At 60.1% G+C, this 14,359-nt stretch carries 21 protein-coding genes; 16 read left to right on the top strand and 5 right to left on the bottom strand.

Features of this window, described 5'->3' with window-relative positions:
• Positions 1-98 precede the first annotated feature (98 nt).
• Complete coding sequence (locus BP869_RS04470; RefSeq protein ID WP_342677265.1) at positions 99-596, bottom strand: metallophosphoesterase; 498 nt, start codon at positions 594-596, stop codon at positions 99-101.
• Between the two features lie 181 nt (positions 597-777).
• Here BP869_RS04470 and BP869_RS04465 point away from each other — a divergent pair, with 181 nt between their 5' ends.
• The 15 genes from BP869_RS04465 (at position 778) to hxlB (ending at position 12,067) form a co-directional block, all read left to right on the top strand.
• Complete coding sequence (locus tag BP869_RS04465; protein WP_342677263.1) at positions 778-1,635, top strand: ABC transporter substrate-binding protein; 858 nt, start codon at positions 778-780, stop codon at positions 1,633-1,635.
• A gap of 120 nt (positions 1,636-1,755) precedes the next feature.
• Positions 1,756-2,433 carry an amino acid ABC transporter permease gene (locus BP869_RS04460; protein ID WP_342677261.1) on the top strand — a complete coding sequence of 226 codons (678 nt, stop codon included), beginning with the start codon at positions 1,756-1,758 and terminating at the stop codon, positions 2,431-2,433.
• A 2-nt stretch (positions 2,434-2,435) separates the two neighbouring features.
• Entirely contained in the window at positions 2,436-3,209 is a 774-nt protein-coding gene (locus BP869_RS04455) for an amino acid ABC transporter ATP-binding protein (RefSeq protein ID WP_342677259.1), read from the top strand.
• The gene (locus tag BP869_RS04450) at positions 3,202-3,870 is read left to right on the top strand and encodes an amino acid ABC transporter permease (protein WP_342677257.1); all 669 of its coding nucleotides are present in this window, start codon (positions 3,202-3,204) and stop codon (positions 3,868-3,870) included. Before BP869_RS04455 ends, BP869_RS04450 begins: the two co-directional genes overlap by 8 nt.
• Before the next feature lie 81 nt (positions 3,871-3,951).
• Positions 3,952-4,242 (top strand): hypothetical protein, encoded by a 291-nt coding sequence (locus BP869_RS04445; RefSeq protein ID WP_342677255.1) that lies wholly within the window; start codon positions 3,952-3,954, stop codon positions 4,240-4,242.
• Positions 4,230-5,456 carry a hypothetical protein gene (locus BP869_RS04440; RefSeq protein WP_342677253.1) on the top strand — a complete coding sequence of 409 codons (1,227 nt, stop codon included), beginning with the start codon at positions 4,230-4,232 and terminating at the stop codon, positions 5,454-5,456. The genes BP869_RS04445 and BP869_RS04440 overlap by 13 nt, the downstream gene beginning before the upstream one ends.
• Before the next feature lie 173 nt (positions 5,457-5,629).
• Positions 5,630-6,451, top strand: coding sequence for an ABC transporter substrate-binding protein (locus BP869_RS04435; RefSeq protein WP_342677251.1), 822 nt, complete (start codon positions 5,630-5,632; stop codon positions 6,449-6,451).
• A 154-nt stretch (positions 6,452-6,605) separates the two neighbouring features.
• On the top strand, positions 6,606-7,283 hold the full coding sequence (locus BP869_RS04430; protein WP_342677249.1) for an amino acid ABC transporter permease: 678 nt from the start codon (positions 6,606-6,608) through the stop codon (positions 7,281-7,283).
• A gap of 2 nt (positions 7,284-7,285) precedes the next feature.
• Positions 7,286-8,041, top strand: a complete 756-nt coding sequence (locus BP869_RS04425) for an amino acid ABC transporter ATP-binding protein (RefSeq protein WP_342677247.1) — start codon at positions 7,286-7,288, stop codon at positions 8,039-8,041.
• An 11-nt stretch (positions 8,042-8,052) separates the two neighbouring features.
• A complete protein-coding gene (locus BP869_RS04420; RefSeq protein WP_342677245.1) occupies positions 8,053-8,709 on the top strand; it encodes an amino acid ABC transporter permease in 657 nt (218 codons plus the stop codon).
• 501 nt (positions 8,710-9,210) lie between these two features.
• Complete coding sequence (locus tag BP869_RS04415; RefSeq protein ID WP_342677243.1) at positions 9,211-9,453, top strand: sulfurtransferase TusA family protein; 243 nt, start codon at positions 9,211-9,213, stop codon at positions 9,451-9,453.
• Between the two features lie 9 nt (positions 9,454-9,462).
• Positions 9,463-9,822 (top strand): DsrE family protein, encoded by a 360-nt coding sequence (locus tag BP869_RS04410; protein ID WP_342677241.1) that lies wholly within the window; start codon positions 9,463-9,465, stop codon positions 9,820-9,822.
• 11 nt (positions 9,823-9,833) lie between these two features.
• A complete protein-coding gene (locus BP869_RS04405) occupies positions 9,834-10,982 on the top strand; it encodes a cysteine desulfurase family protein (protein WP_342677239.1) in 1,149 nt (382 codons plus the stop codon).
• An 18-nt stretch (positions 10,983-11,000) separates the two neighbouring features.
• Positions 11,001-11,423 (top strand): Fe-S cluster assembly scaffold protein NifU, encoded by a 423-nt coding sequence (nifU, locus tag BP869_RS04400; protein WP_342677238.1) that lies wholly within the window; start codon positions 11,001-11,003, stop codon positions 11,421-11,423.
• A 26-nt stretch (positions 11,424-11,449) separates the two neighbouring features.
• Entirely contained in the window at positions 11,450-12,067 is a 618-nt protein-coding gene (hxlB, locus tag BP869_RS04395; protein WP_342677237.1) for a 6-phospho-3-hexuloisomerase, read from the top strand.
• Here hxlB and BP869_RS04390 read toward each other — a convergent pair whose 3' ends face one another.
• Positions 12,068-12,271 (bottom strand): hypothetical protein, encoded by a 204-nt coding sequence (locus tag BP869_RS04390; RefSeq protein ID WP_342677234.1) that lies wholly within the window; start codon positions 12,269-12,271, stop codon positions 12,068-12,070.
• A 307-nt stretch (positions 12,272-12,578) separates the two neighbouring features.
• Between BP869_RS04390 and BP869_RS04385 the strand changes: the two genes are divergently transcribed.
• Positions 12,579-12,878, top strand: a complete 300-nt coding sequence (locus tag BP869_RS04385) for a hypothetical protein (protein ID WP_342677232.1) — start codon at positions 12,579-12,581, stop codon at positions 12,876-12,878.
• An 11-nt stretch (positions 12,879-12,889) separates the two neighbouring features.
• On the opposite strand, the gene BP869_RS04380 is transcribed toward BP869_RS04385, so the two are convergent.
• The 3 genes from BP869_RS04380 to BP869_RS04370 all read right to left on the bottom strand — a co-directional run bounded on the left by BP869_RS04380 (position 12,890) and on the right by BP869_RS04370 (position 14,352).
• The gene (locus tag BP869_RS04380) at positions 12,890-13,189 is read right to left on the bottom strand and encodes a DUF3795 domain-containing protein (RefSeq protein WP_342677230.1); all 300 of its coding nucleotides are present in this window, start codon (positions 13,187-13,189) and stop codon (positions 12,890-12,892) included.
• Positions 13,190-13,198: 9 nt separating this feature from the next.
• Positions 13,199-13,984 (bottom strand): hypothetical protein, encoded by a 786-nt coding sequence (locus tag BP869_RS04375; protein ID WP_342677228.1) that lies wholly within the window; start codon positions 13,982-13,984, stop codon positions 13,199-13,201.
• A 104-nt stretch (positions 13,985-14,088) separates the two neighbouring features.
• Positions 14,089-14,352, bottom strand: a complete 264-nt coding sequence (locus BP869_RS04370) for a pro-sigmaK processing inhibitor BofA family protein (RefSeq protein ID WP_342677226.1) — start codon at positions 14,350-14,352, stop codon at positions 14,089-14,091.
• Positions 14,353-14,359: the final 7 nt, after the last annotated feature.

The raw sequence follows: 14,359 nt of genomic DNA, 5'->3' as shown, positions 1-14,359 counted from the left end.
CGTCTTCCCGGCGAGAGGTTTCACCCAGACCACCCCTTCTCCCCTTTCTGGCCCAATGGAGAACACCCGAGAGAGTGAAAGACACCCGCGCGAAACCCTTACAGCCTGATCAGACGTGTCTCCTTCGTCGCGGTGTCGAGGAGGGCGACGGTCGGCGTCCCGGTGAGATAGCCACAGACTTCCCCGGGATTGATGGCAAGGGTCCGGCCATAGCGCCCGATAAGGGGGCGGTGTGTGTGGCCAGAGACCAGGACGTCGTAGGACCCGTCCTCCAGAAGGGCGGCGAGGAGTGCGGGGTCGTCCCCGTGGACGAGACCAATGGCCAGGCCGCCTGCATCGACCTCTGCGCATGCGCTATGCAGATCGATGTTGCCATACTCCGCGGCCTTCTTCGACAGGAGAACCCGGTCCCCGTCATTGTTCCCGAAGACCCCGACCATGTCTCCCTTCAATCTGGCCAGAGTGTCCAGAGTGAAAGGGGCGATAAAATCGCCTGCATGGAGGACAAGATCCACTCCCGCCTCGTTCAGCACTCTGACCGCCTCTTCGATCAGGGGGAGGCGGTCATGAGTGTCGGCCATGATCCCGATGAGCATACCCCTCCCTTGGCCTGCGGAAAGATAGCATTTGCCTATCGATGCCGGCCTGCTCCCCGTTCCAGTACCCGCGGGATGGGAAACTATTGGGTGTTTATTCGCATGTGATTCATTTTACGGCGTCCTCATCCTCGCCAAAGATTCATAATGACTATATATGGCCATGGGGAGAACTTACTTTATGAACGCGAAGATTCTGACCGCCCTGATCTCTGTGGCGATCCTCTGTATGCTCGCCGTCGCCGGTTGCACCGGCACGGACACGAAGGTTCCCGTGCCGACCCCCACCCCCGGGGAGAACACCACCCCTGTGGCAAACACGACTGCCCCCGCGGCAAACGTGACCCTTCCTGCCGAAAAGCCCCTCTATATCGTCGGCATCGACGGCGACTACAAGCCGTACTCGTACATGGACGAGAAGGGCAACCCGATCGGTTTCGACGTCGAGTCCATCCAGTGGATCGGCGATGAAATGGGCTTTGACGTAAAGATCCAGCCGATGGCCTGGGACGGCATCATCCCGTCGCTCCTCCAGAAGAAGATCGACATGGTCTACTCCGGTATGTCCATCTCCCCCGAGCGCCTTGAGAAGGTTAACTTCTCCAAGCCCTACTGGATCGTCAACCAGGCCGTCGCCGTCCGCGAGGGCGCCACCGTCACCCTCGACGACGTGAAGGAGGGCAAGGTCGTCCTCGGCACCCAGCGCGGCTGCACCGCCCACGACTGGTTCGACAAGAACCTGGTCCAGACCGGCAAGATGACTGAGGACAACCTCAAGCTCTACGACAACATCCAGCTTGCTCTCAATGACCTCCAGAACAAGCGGGTCGACGCTGTGATGTACGATGTCCCGGTGATCAAGAAGTCCATCGAGGGTAAGCCCCTCGTGATGCTCGGCGAGATCCAGACCGACGAGGAATACGGCGTTGCAATCCGCAAGGATGACACCGAACTCCTCGCCACCATCAACGAAGGCCTGGACAAGCTGATGGCCTCTCCGAAGTGGGAAGAGCTGAAGCAGAAGTACGAGATGGAGTAGACCGGCCCGGCCGGACCTCCCCCTCTACATTTTTCAAGGATGGTGCCCAATTTATAATCTAACGTGAGTAGTGCCGCCATGATGTGTGTACCAAGCCGCCTGGCAGTGGAGTGAAGCCGGGTGACCGACGTATCAGTCTTTATTGTCCAGACTCTTCTGTATCTTGCCCCGGGTATAGTGCAGACGCTTTCTCTGGTCCTTGCGTCCATCCTGCTCGGTCTCCTGATGGGAGTGCCGATGGCCGTCGGGCAGGTCTACGGCCCTCGACCCCTCAGGGCTCTCATTGGGGTGTATGTCTGGTTTTTCAGGGGTCTGCCGAACCTTGTCCTTCTCTTCCTCTTCTTCTTCGGGATCTTCCCGATGCTCGGCCTTCCCGACGACCCCTTTGTTGTCGCATTCACGGTGCTCGGCCTGCGGTCAGGGGCGTACCAGTCCCAGATCTTCCGGGGTGCGATCCAGTCGATCGGCGAGGGGCAGATGACCGCGGCGCGCTCTCTTGGCATGAGCACGCCGCAGGCGATCCGGCATATCATCCTGCCGCAGGCGATGCGGATCGCCCTGCCCGGATGGTCGAACGAGTACCCGATCCTCCTCACCGACTCGGCCGTCTGCTACGCGATCGGTGTGGCCGAGATCCTGGCAAAGTCGTACCAGCTCGTTTCGAATACCGCCGAACCGATGGCCGTCTTTCTCATTGCGGCGGTGATCTATATCCTTCTCAACTATGGCGGGATGTGGCTCTTTGCCCGGATTGAAAAGAAGACCAGCATCCCCGGATTTGGAAAAGGAGCTCTGTAAAAATGGGTGCAGACAAGTATATCCTCCGCGTGGAAGGGATCCACAAGGCGTATGGCGACCGGGAGGTGCTGAAGGGCGTCTCCTTCGATGTGCGGAGGGGGGAAACGAAGGTGTTCATCGGTCCTTCGGGGACAGGCAAGAGCACGCTCCTGCGGTGCATCAACCAGTTGACCCTGCCCGACCAGGGCCGCGTCTTCCTGAACGACGAGGAGGTGACGAACTCCGGTGCCCGTATCAACTACTTCCGGCAGAAGATCGGGATGGTTTTCCAGAACTTCTACCTCTTCGACCACCTGACCGCGGTGCGAAACGTGGAGGTCGCCCTCCTGAAGGTGAAGAAGATGGACGCCGCATCGGCGCGGGAGAAAGCTCTTGCTGAACTGCGTCGTGTCGGCATGGAGGACTGGGCCGACCACTACCCTGCCGAACTCTCCGGGGGTCAGGCGCAGCGTGTCTCGATCGCCCGCGCCCTTGCGATGGACCCCGACGTGATCCTCTTCGACGAACCGACCTCGGCCCTCGACCCCGAACTGACCCGCGAGGTGCTTGAGGTGATGAAGAACCTCGCACGCCAGGGGATGACGATGCTCGTCGTCACTCATGAGATGGGTTTTGCCCTGTCGGTGGCAAATGAGATCCTGTTCATGGAGCACGGGAAGATCACCGAACGCGGCTCCCCTGCACAGGTCAGGGACGACCCGGCATTTGCACGGATGCGGAAGTTCATCGGGAAGTTCGGAGATTTCGGAGAAGGTTCTGGACAAGAGAATGACTGACGTTGCTTTTTTTACGGAGGTCCTTCTCCCCGCCCTCCTGAAGGGCGGGATCGTCTCCCTCCAGTTGATCGCCCTTGCCGCCCCCTTTGGCCTCATGGCCGGGATCGCCATCGCCGTCGGCAGGACGTACGGCGGCCCGATCGTCTCCGGCCTCTGTCGCGGCTACATCATCTTTTTCAAGGGCTGTCCGCTCCTCCTGCTCCTCTTCATCCTGTACTTCGGACTCCCGTCTCTCGGCATCACCCTCCCGGCCTTTGTGGCGGCGGTGATCGGTTTCATCCTCTGTAACGGGGCATATAACTCCGAGTATATCAGGGGCGCCCTCCTCTCGGTGAAGGAGGGGCAGATGATCGCAGCCCAGGCCATCGGGATGAGCCGCTGGCAGGCGATCCGGTACATCATCCTCCCGCAGGCCCTCCGCCGTGCGATCCCTGGTGTTTCCAATGAGTTCATCTACCTGATCAAGTACTCCTCCCTCGCGTACCTGGTCACGGTCACGGAACTGACCGGGGCTGCGAAGATCGTCGCCGCGAAGTACTTCGTCTATTTCGAGGCATTTACCCTCGTCGGGATCTTCTACCTGATCCTTGTCAGCATTGCGACGGTCGCGGCCGGCGTCCTGGAGAAGAAACTTGCCATCCCGGGTTTTTCCGGGAGATGAACTCCCTGTTTTTCTCTGTTTAACCGGGTAAAATCAGAATTGTTATCGTAGTGTGACGAAAACCTCTTTTCCGGTATATTTATGGCAGACAATCAGTACTGGAGTTCACGGACCATGTTTATCCTCGCGGTCGTCGGCTCTGCCGTTGGCCTCGGGAATATCTGGCGTTTCCCGTATGTCGCCTATGATAACGGCGGCGGTGCATTCCTCATCCCCTACTTCATCGCCCTCCTGACCGCCGGCATTCCCCTTCTGATCCTGGAGACCGGCGTCGGCTACCGAACCCGTGCAGGCCCCCCCTGGCGTTCAAACGTCTGCTCGGAAGGGGCTTCGACGCTCTCGGCTGGGTCGCCGTATTCATGGCCTTCCTGATCGTCACCTATTACGCGATCATCGTCGCATGGAGCTTCGACTACGCGGGTTTCTCCCTCTCCCTTGCCTGGGGATCTGACCCGGGAGCGTTCTTCTACAACGACTTCTTGATGATATCCGACTCTGTCTTCTCCTTCGGAACGGTGAACCTCTTTGTCCTTGCCGGTGCGGTCCTCGCATGGCTCTGGATCTATTTCGCGATCTTCAAGGGCGTTAAGTCGGTCGAGAAGATGGTCTGGATCACTGTCACCCTCCCCTGGATCCTGCTCCTCGTCTTCGTCGTCCGCGGCGTCACCCTCCCGGGTGCGATGGACGGACTTGCCTACTATCTCACACCCCAATTCTCGGCACTCTTTGACCCGGGCGTCTGGATTGCGGCATATGGGCAGGTCTTCTACTCGATGTCCGTTGCGATGGCGATCGTCATCGCGTACTCCCGTTTCCTCGGCGATAATTCAGACGTCGTGAAGAACGGCGTCATCATCGCGATCGCCGACAGCGTCACCTCGTTCGTCGCGGGCCTCGCCGTTTTTGCAACCCTCGGCTACCTCGCCCATGTCAACGGCGTCGCCGTGACCGAGGTTGTGAAGGGCGGGATCGAACTTGCGTTCGTGACCTACCCGGCCATCATCAGCGCTCTCCCGGTGCTGCCCGAACTCTTCGGTGTTCTCTTCTTCATAATGCTCGTCACCCTCGGCATCGACTCGGCCTTCTCCCTGGTCGAGGCGGTCAGCGCGGGGATCGCCGACTATACCCGGCTGTCGCGCGGCACCCTCAACGCGATCATCTGCGTCGCCGCCTTTGCGGTCGGCCTGCTCTTCATGACCAATGCAGGTCTGTACTGGCTTGACATCATCGACCACTACATCAACAACTTCCTGATCCTCTTCATCGGCCTCTGCGAGGCTATTGTCATCGGCTATATCTACGGCGCCCCGAAGATGCGCGAGTTCGTCAACAGGTTCTCCGACTGGAAGGTCGGGCGCTGGTGGGACCTCTGTATCTGGGTCGTCCTCCCGCTTTTCCTCGGGACCGCCATCGTGCTCAACACTATCGACGGGATCGCCAACCCCTATGGCGACGGCAGTTACCCTCTCCTTGCCAACCTCGTCGGCTGGGCGGTGGTCATCGTCCTCCCTGTCCTCTCTGTCCTCGTCTCGTACGCCCTCAGGAATTGCAATGGCGTGGAAGCAGAGAAGAAGGCCTCAGACTGACCCTTTCTTCCCCCTCTTTTTCGCGTGATTTTCTGCTCATTGCTCTTCAAATATCTGTTTATTTATGTTTATATCGCACAATTTGCCATATCTTCGGACAATCTCTCTGTTCCTCTCCCCTGCTGCCTGGCGGGGCCTGTCTCTCATCAAGTCATAAAGGATAAATTAACCTCATGCCTAACTCATCATCAATGAACGCGAAGATGTACGGTGTCCTGCTGGTGCTTGTGCTCGCCGTTGCAACCTGTTTTGCAGGTTGTACCGGTAGCCAGACTCCTGCGGGCCCGGGTTCTGAAACCAGCGGCGCCAATGAGACGCCCCTCTATGTGGTCGGTGTCGACGGGGCGTACCCGCCCTATGCATCCATCCAGAAGGACGGCACGATCACCGGTCTCGATGTCGAGTCTATCCAGTGGATCGCTGAGAAGAAGGGCTTCCGCGTGAAGATCCAGCCGATGGACTGGGACGGTATCATCCCGGCACTCAATGCCCACAAGATCGACATGGTCTACTCGGGCATGACCATCACCCCCGAGCGCCTGGAAGCGGTGAACTTCTCCATTCCGTACCTGACGATCAACCAGTCCTTTGCCATCCGCAACAACTCCGCCGTTACGATGGCCGACATCGAGGCGGGCAAGGCCGTGATCGGTGCCCAGCGCGGGACGACCGGCGCCTACTGGGTCGAGGAGAACCTGATTGCGACCGGCAAGATGCCGAAGAAGAACCTGATACTCTACGACAACTTCCCGCTGGCCATCACCGACCTCGTTAACGAGAGGATCGATGCCACGGTCTATGACCGGCCCCCCCACCTGAGTGCGATCGAGGGCAAGCCCGCCCATATCATCGGCGAGATCTACACCGGCGAGAACTACGGCGTCGCCATCCGCAAGGATGACACCGAACTCCTCACCACCATCAATGAGGGACTCACCGAACTGATGGCCTCGCCGAAGTGGCAGGAACTCCTTGAGAAATACGAGATGAAATGAGGCGGTATCCCCGCCATCATCCCTTTTTTGCCAACCGACCGCAACGGCAAACCCCAAACCTTTTCTTAAATGCGGGCAAAGTATGAGTATTCGAAACCATTTCCAGAATTCTAAGGGTCAGGCCGATCCTGGACACGGCCGATAGGGACTGAACATGGACTTCATATCTATCCTGCTGGATTGGATCCCCTACCTTTTCTGGGGTCTCCTGGAAACACTTGGTCTTGTCCTGGCCTCTCTTGGGGTTGGGCTGATCTTCGGCCTTCCCATGGCTCTCGGCCAGATCTACGGGAACAGGCTGATAAAAAGTGTGATCTCGGTATATGTCTGGTTCTTCAGGGGTCTGCCGGTGATCGTGCTCCTCTTCCTCTTCTTCTTCGGCATCTTCCCGTCTCTGAACATGAGCGGTGTTCCCCCCTTGCTGGTGGCCGTCGTGGTACTCGGTCTCCGCGGGGCGGCGTACCAATCCCAGATCTTCCGGGGTGCGATCCAGTCGATCAGCGATGGGCAGATGACCGCGGCGCGGTCCCTGGGCATGACCCGCTTTCAGGCGATCCGGCACATCATCCTGCCGCAGGCGATGCGGATCGCCCTGCCCGGATGGTCGAACGAGTACCCGACGGTGCTGACCGATACGGCCATCTGTTATGCAATCGGGGTGCAGGAACTCCTGACACGGGCGACATACATGGTGGCGCAGACCTACATCACGATGCCCATCTATCTGGCCATAGCCGGGGTCTACATCCTCCTGAACTATGCCGGCATGAAGGCGCTCAACGTGCTTGAAAAGAAGACCAGCATCCCCGGATTTGGAAAAGGAGCTCTGTAAAAATGGGTGCAGACAAGTATATCCTCCGCGTGGAAGGGATCCACAAGGCGTATGGCGACCGGGAGGTGTTGAAGGGCGTCTCCTTCGATGTGCGGAAGGGGGAGACGAAGGTGTTTATCGGGCCGTCCGGCACGGGCAAGAGCACGCTCCTGCGGTGCATCAACCAGTTGACCCTGCCTGACCAGGGCCGCGTCTTCCTGAACGACGAGGAGGTGACGAACTCCGGCGCCCGCATCAACTACTTCAGGCAGAAGATCGGGATGGTTTTCCAGAACTTCTACCTCTTCGACCACCTGACCGCGGTGCGGAACGTGGAGGTTGCGCTCTTGAAGGTGAAGAAGATGGACGCCGCGTCTGCCCGCGAGAAGGCGCTTGCGGAGTTACGGCGAGTCGGCATGGAGGACTGGGCCGACCACTACCCTGCCGAACTCTCCGGCGGTCAGGCACAGCGCGTCTCGATCGCCCGCGCCCTTGCGATGGACCCCGACGTGATCCTCTTCGACGAACCGACCTCGGCCCTCGACCCGGAACTGACCCGCGAGGTGCTCGAAGTGATGAAGAACCTCGCACGCCAGGGCATGACGATGCTCGTCGTCACTCATGAGATGGGCTTTGCCCTGTCGGTGGCAAACGAGGTGCTCTTTATGGAGCATGGCAAGGTTGCGGAGCGCGGCTCCCCTGCAGAGCTCATGAACGACGCGGCGTTTACGAGAACGAAGAACTTCATCGGGAAGTTCAGAGACTATAACGGGGACTGAACGGCGAGAAAATGGACACCTTCGTCTTTCTGACAACGATCCTCCTGCCGGCCCTCTTCGAAGGGCTGATCGTGACCCTCGAACTGATCGTGGCAGCGGCGCCCTTCGGTGCCATCCTCGGGATCGGCGTCGCCCTCGGGAGAACCTACGGGGGCCGCTGGCTCTCGCTGCTGTTGCGGGGGTATGTCGCCTTCATCAAGGGCTGTCCGCTCCTCCTGCTCCTCTTCATCCTGTACTTCGGACTCCCGTCTCTCGGGATCAGGCTCTCTCCCATCCTTGCCTCAGTGATCGGGTTCGTCTTCTGCAACTCGGCCTATAATTCTGAGTATATCAGGGGTGCCCTCCTCTCGGTGAAGGAAGGGCAGATGATCGCCGCCCAGGCCCTCGGCATGAGCCGCTGGCAGTCGATCTGGTATATCATCCTCCCGCAGGCCCTCCGCCGTGCGATCCCGGGGATGACGAACGAGTTCATCTACCTGATCAAGTACTCCTCACTCGCGTTCATGATCACGGCCATCGAACTGACCGGGGCCGGAAAACTGGTGGCGACGAAGTACTTCCTCTTCAACGAGACCTTTGCGGTGATCGCGGTCGTCTACCTCTTCCTGGTCACGGTGACGACCATCACCGCCAACCAGATCGAGAAGAAGTTCGCCGTCCCGACATGAGGGGCGGTTTCTCTCTTTTTTGGCTCTGGAGGATATCCGCAGAGCCCGATATCGGAACGATTCCCTGCCTCTCTCCCTTTCTCTCCCTGGTATCAGGGGGACCGGGAAGGGGAGAACATTACCTGAGCTCATACGCTTGGCCCCGGGGCGTTGAGTCCTGCCGAATTTCATCCTGTTTTGCACGCAGACTCCGGTACGCCCGTATCGCCGGATCTCCTTGATATGGCCCTGAATGGGTGGTATGACTCCCGGATTGGAGGCAGATCCTGGCGTATTTGGTCCGGGCGCGTCTGCCACGGCGCCACAGGGGTGGGGTCGGGGGATCCGCACTGCTCGCCATGAGTCCGGGGGCAATATCCTTTCCGGGGTTTTTTCGTAATTGTACTCTCCGTGCACTCTGCCCACCATGGGTTAGGTATATCCGTGCCGGCATCCACCGACGGGTGAACAGGGGGACTGTGTCATGCATCATGGGCGGACTGCAATAGCGGAGGGGAGAGGGTGACCGAAGAGATCACGCCAGACCGAGAACTCGACTGCATCGGCCTCTACTGCCCGATGCCGATCGCCCGCACAAAGGAGGAGATCGAGAAGATCGGGGTGGGTGAGGTTCTTAAGGTAGAGGCCGACGACCCGGCCGCGGAGGAGGACATCACGCGGTGGGCGAAACGGATGGGCCATGAGATTGTGAAATTGGAAAAAGAAGAGGGAATTCTGACGTTTTATATCCGAAGGACGAAGTGAGGCGGAAAAATGGCAAAGATACTCTATGTCCAGACAAGCGGGACAGACACGCCCGAGAGGCTGTACGCCCCCTTTATCCTGGGGGCGACCGCCGCAGCAATGGGAGTGGAAGCGGCGATATTCTTCATGATCAAGGGGATCACCGCGGTCAGGAGAGGCGAGGCCGAGAAGATCCGGATCGGGGCCTTCCCGACGCTTGCAGAGGCGATGCGGCAGGCGGTCGACGCGGGGGTGAAGATCTACATCTGCGAACAGAGCACGCAACTCCTCGGGGTTCCGAGGGGAGACTTCATCCCTGAAGGGACCATCGCCGGCGGTGCGACTCTCAACGACCTGGCCCTGGACGCCGACGCGGTGATGACCTTCTGAGGGAGGGGAGGATGGTCTATCTGGATCATGCGTCGTCTGTTCCTGTCGACCCCCGCGTCCTTGCCTTTGCCGGGCGATACCTGAAGGAGGAGTACGGCAACCCCTCGTCCCTGTACGCGCTCGGCCTTTCGGCGAAGCAGGCGGTGGAAGAGGCACGGGTGCGGGTGGCCGCCCTGGTCCATGCAGAAACGCCGTCCACGATCGTCTTTACCGGCAGCGCCACCGAGTCCAACAATCTGGCGGTCAGGGGGACGGCCCTCAGGAACCGGAAAAAAGGAAAAAGCATCCTTGTCAGTGCTATTGAGCACGTCTCTGTCCTGAACCCGGCCAAAGATCTCCAGAAGCAGGGGTTCGACCTGGGTTTCGTGCCCGTGGACCGGTACGGGGTCGTCGACCTCGTTTTCCTGGAGGAGCACCTCGCGCCTGAGACGACAGTCGTCTCGGTCCATTATGCGAACGACGAGATCGGGACCGTGGAGCCGATCAGGGAGGCGGCCGCGATCGTGCACGAGAAGGGGGCGTATCTCCATGTCAATGCCACGGCGGCCGCGGGCCGGATCCCGATCGACGTGCAGAAGGACGGGATCGATCTCCTGACCCTCTCGGGCAATGACCTCGGCGGGCCCAGGGGTGCGTCGGCGCTCTACATCAGGCCTGGAGTGAAGGTCCAGACCGTAATGCCGGGTGGCGGGCAGGAGAAGGGCCTGCGGTCGGGGACCGAGAACGTCTTTGCGATTGCGGGGATGGGGGAAGCGGCACGCATTGCCGCCCTGGAGATGGAGGATGAGATGGCACGGGAGAAGGTGGTCCGGGACAGTCTGATCGAGGAGGTTCTGACGATTGAGGACTCCTATCTCACCGGCCACCCCGACTTCCGCCTCCCGAACCACGCGAGTTTCAGGTTCTCGAGGATCGAGGGGGAGAGCATCCTCCTGAACCTGGACACCTTCTTCGGCATCCAGGTGGCGACAGGCTCGGCCTGCACCTCACGGACCCTGGAACCGTCCCATGTGCTCCTGGCCATCGGCCTCGCGCATGAGGAGGCCCATGGGTCGGTGGTGATGAGCCTCGGGCGGTCGAATACCATGGGTGACGTGCCCCTCGTCGGCCGAGCGATGAAGGAGACGGTGACGAGGCTGCGATCGATCTCTCCCCTGTAATGTATGGAGGTGTGGGATATGGAGGACAGGCCGCAGATCGGCTATTCAAAAAAAGTGATGGACCACTTCATGAACCCCCGCAATGTCGGTGATATCGAGAACGCCGATGGCATCGGGACGGTGGGAAACCCTGTCTGCGGGGACCTGATGCAGGTCTCGATCAGGGTGGAGAACGACGTGATCACCGAGATCAAGTTCAAGACCTTCGGCTGCGGGTCGGCGATCGCCACCGCGAGCATGGTCACCGAGATGGCGAAAGGGAAGCATATCGACGAGGCGCTGAAGATCACGCGGCAGGACGTCGCCGACGAACTCGAAGGCCTGCCGCCGGTGAAGATGCACTGCTCGAACCTGGCGGCCGACGCCCTGCACGAGGCGATCAAGGATTACCGGGCGAAAAAAGAGGCCAAGAAGGAGGCGATTGAAGAACCGGCACGCTGATGTGGGGGGCGGTCGAAGGGATGGTGATGCCAGAGGGATGCTACAGTATCACCGACCTCATGCTCCTCATGACCGACAAGATCGGCGAGACGGCGAGAGTTCTTGACGATACCGAGACGGGCGCGTTTGTCGACGCCATTCTTGCGGCACAGAGGATCTATGTGGTGGGTGCCGGGCGGTCGGGCCTTGTCGCCCGGGCGTTTGCGATGCGGCTGATGCACCTCGGGATGGAGGCCTATGTGGTGGGGGAGACGATCACCCCGGCCCTGCGCAAGGGCGACCTCCTTGTCGCCTTCTCCGGGTCAGGGGAGACGCACTCGATCGTCGAGTTCTGCGAAACGGCGCAGGCCCTCGGCGGCCGGGTCTGCCTCCTTACTGCGACGCCCGACTCGACCCTCGGCCGGATCGCCGAGATCGTCGTGGACCTTGGCGTGGCGGCGCCGCCTGTTCCCGAGACTCCCGGACAGTACGAGGTGCGGCAACTCACCGGACAGTATCGCTCCGTCTCTCCTGAATTCGCTCCCTTCGGAACGCTCTTCGAGATGACGTCCCTCATATTTTCTGATGCGGTCCTCTCAGCCCTGATGGAACTGAAGCACTGCAGTCTCGACGAGATCAAGGGGCGGATCTCGAATATCCAGTGATCATCTTCGTAAATATGCCCTGCCTGTCAGGGCAATGCCGCTGCATGCTGCAATAAGGGCGGTGACGACGCAGAGAGAGGAGATGTACCTGGCCAGCACCTCGGCCCTCCCGGTCATGGCATAACTGCCGAGCCCGATAAGGAGGAGGCAGCCTGCCGCCGCCCATGCCGATCCGATCCCCAGTTTCAGGAGGTCCTGTCCCATCGTATCCCTGTGTCTCCCGATCGTTCGGACTGAAGATATACTTTTTGATTCGTGTTTTGTCTGATTTTATGTCTCTGATGGTGCTTATTGTCTATATGGTGCAATATTTTTCGAAAAATATATCCTGTGCAGTAACAATCCCCGGATCTGATGATAGATCATGTCTTCTGCCAGGAGGTGGCCTGTGTCCTGGCGGTGGCGATCATCGTAAACCTGGTCATCCACTCCTGAGGCCTGCCCCTGTTCCTGGCCGGGAACACCATGCATCCCTTTTTATTTCCCCCGCGGAAACCTATCCCTGAGAACCATGAGCGAACAGAAGGGACACTTTGAATCAGGCCGGTGGATCGAGGACAGAGAACCCGCGGCCGCCCCGGAGGCCCCTGAAACGCCGAAGGCCCCGCAGGTGGATGAGATGGTGCACGAGGCCTCGACTTCGGTGAAAAAAGCGATCGACGACGTCGTCCACCTCGGCAAACACCTCTTCGGGACAAAAGAGGGACGCGACCACCTGGAGAAGAAGGCGCGAGCGGCCGGCGCCGAACTGGAGAAGGCGATCGGCGAGGTCGCCGAGACGGCGCGCCGGAACCTTGAGAGGAAGGGCTGAGGAAAGCCTCTCTATTTCCCTCTGGCGAGGAGCCGCGCCTTCCTCGTCTCAAGCCCGGCCCTGGCCTCCTCCTCGCCCACGTCCGGATCCCTGTACCGGGTGAAACGCTCGCAGAGCAGGTCCGGGCACTCGCCGCAGTGGGCGAAGTGCCGTTCGCCCGTGCAACAGGCATACACCGGGCAGATCTCGGCGCCGACAAAAGCCGTCCAGAAGGGCCGCCCCTGTACATGGTCGCATCCGCCGCACTCCTGCCGGTGCTCGCACTCGTCGCAGATCACACCGCAGACAGCGGTCTTGATATTGGGTTCCATGGGTGACGGTCACTCCTCCTCAAGTGCCGCCATCGCCCCTTCGATCATCGAGCGTGCCGCCCGGATCTTCGACCTGGCCGCACCGTACTCGCCGCCGTCGCACGCGTCTTCGGCCTCGGTATAGAAGCGTTCGGCCCGTTCGGTCCGTGCCCGCACCTTTTTCACCTTCCCTTTCTGCCCGTCCTCTTCGAGAAGATCGATCTCCTCCCTGAGCGTCAGCAGGTCGCCGGAGATCTCCTCGAGTTCGGCCCTGACCTCGTCCTCCTCGGCCTCGACTTCGGCCCTCTTCTCCCGTGTCCGCTCGCGGGCCGCCTCCTGTGCCTCTGCCTGGGCGTTTTTGATCTCCCAGATCTCGTCCTCCACCTCCTTCACCTTCTCTGCAAGGAGGGCGGCGAAGGCGGTCCTGTCCTCGCGTGAGTCCTCGTATCCATGATACGCCTCGTACGCCCCGCCGGCGGCGGCCCCGCCGAGGGCGTCGGTGATGCTCCCTTCCTCGCGCCGCATGATGCCGCCGAGGACGCTCCCGACCCCGGCACCGACGAGGGCTCCCATCAGGCCCCGTGCGACCTCTTTTTTCTCCCGGACGACGGTGTAGGTGACCTTCACGTTCTTCTCGGACGGCGCCACCAGCAGTGTCCCCTGTTCGCCTGTCCTTTTGACGTCCATCGTGGCGGTCTGGCCGTTCCTCTTCTCGTCGGTGATCTCGGTCCCTTCAAGGGCGAGATGGGATACCAGGCGTTCCAGGAAGTCGTCGTACCAATCGGCCACACCCTGGCCGTAATATATAAAGGGCATGATTATCGCATCTGCCTTTTAAAAATAAAAATATAAATCTACCGGTTTGCCTGGACGCGGACTGTCCCGTCCTCCTGCGTTTCGGTGCCGTCTCCGAACCGGCGTCACAGGGGGACGCCGAGCAGGTGGAGCACGACGACGATGATCACGCCGATAATCCCGCCAAGAGCGCTGATCAGGATCGTGATGATGTCTATCGGGATGTCGGGCTTGCCAAAGAGTCCCATCAGGTTGAAGAGGTTGATCAGGAAGAGGACGATGACGCCGAGGACGGCATTGATGACCAGGGCGAAGACGTTTTTGACGAAGTAGTACAGCAGCACCGCGACGAGGACGGCGAGGACGATCCCGAGGAGTGATCCGAGCATGCCTCTA

Source organism: Methanofollis sp. UBA420, assembly GCF_002498315.1.
In the GTDB taxonomy this organism is placed as follows: Archaea; Halobacteriota; Methanomicrobia; order Methanomicrobiales; family Methanofollaceae; genus Methanofollis.
Note: the sequence above shows the minus strand (reverse complement) of the source record. Positions and strands in the feature narration are given on the sequence as shown.

Excerpts from the sequence above, each read along its gene's own strand:
- BP869_RS04455 (WP_342677259.1), top strand. The coding sequence starts at position 2,436 with ATGGGTGCAGACAAGTATATCCTCCGCGTGGAAGGGATCCACAAGGCG.
- nifU (WP_342677238.1), top strand. The coding sequence starts at position 11,001 with ATGGAGGACAGGCCGCAGATCGGCTATTCAAAAAAAGTGATGGACCAC.
- BP869_RS04405 (WP_342677239.1), top strand. The coding sequence starts at position 9,834 with ATGGTCTATCTGGATCATGCGTCGTCTGTTCCTGTCGACCCCCGCGTC.
- BP869_RS04450 (WP_342677257.1), top strand. The coding sequence starts at position 3,202 with ATGACTGACGTTGCTTTTTTTACGGAGGTCCTTCTCCCCGCCCTCCTG.
- BP869_RS04445 (WP_342677255.1), top strand. The coding sequence starts at position 3,952 with ATGGCAGACAATCAGTACTGGAGTTCACGGACCATGTTTATCCTCGCG.
- BP869_RS04385 (WP_342677232.1), top strand. The coding sequence starts at position 12,579 with ATGAGCGAACAGAAGGGACACTTTGAATCAGGCCGGTGGATCGAGGAC.
- BP869_RS04420 (WP_342677245.1), top strand. The coding sequence starts at position 8,053 with ATGGACACCTTCGTCTTTCTGACAACGATCCTCCTGCCGGCCCTCTTC.
- BP869_RS04380 (WP_342677230.1), bottom strand. The coding sequence starts at position 13,189 with ATGGAACCCAATATCAAGACCGCTGTCTGCGGTGTGATCTGCGACGAG.
- BP869_RS04430 (WP_342677249.1), top strand. The coding sequence starts at position 6,606 with ATGGACTTCATATCTATCCTGCTGGATTGGATCCCCTACCTTTTCTGG.
- BP869_RS04435 (WP_342677251.1), top strand. The coding sequence starts at position 5,630 with ATGCCTAACTCATCATCAATGAACGCGAAGATGTACGGTGTCCTGCTG.
- BP869_RS04375 (WP_342677228.1), bottom strand. The coding sequence starts at position 13,984 with ATGCCCTTTATATATTACGGCCAGGGTGTGGCCGATTGGTACGACGAC.
- BP869_RS04465 (WP_342677263.1), top strand. The coding sequence starts at position 778 with ATGAACGCGAAGATTCTGACCGCCCTGATCTCTGTGGCGATCCTCTGT.
- hxlB (WP_342677237.1), top strand. The coding sequence starts at position 11,450 with ATGCCAGAGGGATGCTACAGTATCACCGACCTCATGCTCCTCATGACC.
- BP869_RS04410 (WP_342677241.1), top strand. The coding sequence starts at position 9,463 with ATGGCAAAGATACTCTATGTCCAGACAAGCGGGACAGACACGCCCGAG.
- BP869_RS04425 (WP_342677247.1), top strand. The coding sequence starts at position 7,286 with ATGGGTGCAGACAAGTATATCCTCCGCGTGGAAGGGATCCACAAGGCG.
- BP869_RS04470 (WP_342677265.1), bottom strand. The coding sequence starts at position 596 with ATGCTCATCGGGATCATGGCCGACACTCATGACCGCCTCCCCCTGATC.
- BP869_RS04370 (WP_342677226.1), bottom strand. The coding sequence starts at position 14,352 with ATGCTCGGATCACTCCTCGGGATCGTCCTCGCCGTCCTCGTCGCGGTG.
- BP869_RS04440 (WP_342677253.1), top strand. The coding sequence starts at position 4,230 with ATGGCCTTCCTGATCGTCACCTATTACGCGATCATCGTCGCATGGAGC.
- BP869_RS04390 (WP_342677234.1), bottom strand. The coding sequence starts at position 12,271 with ATGGGACAGGACCTCCTGAAACTGGGGATCGGATCGGCATGGGCGGCG.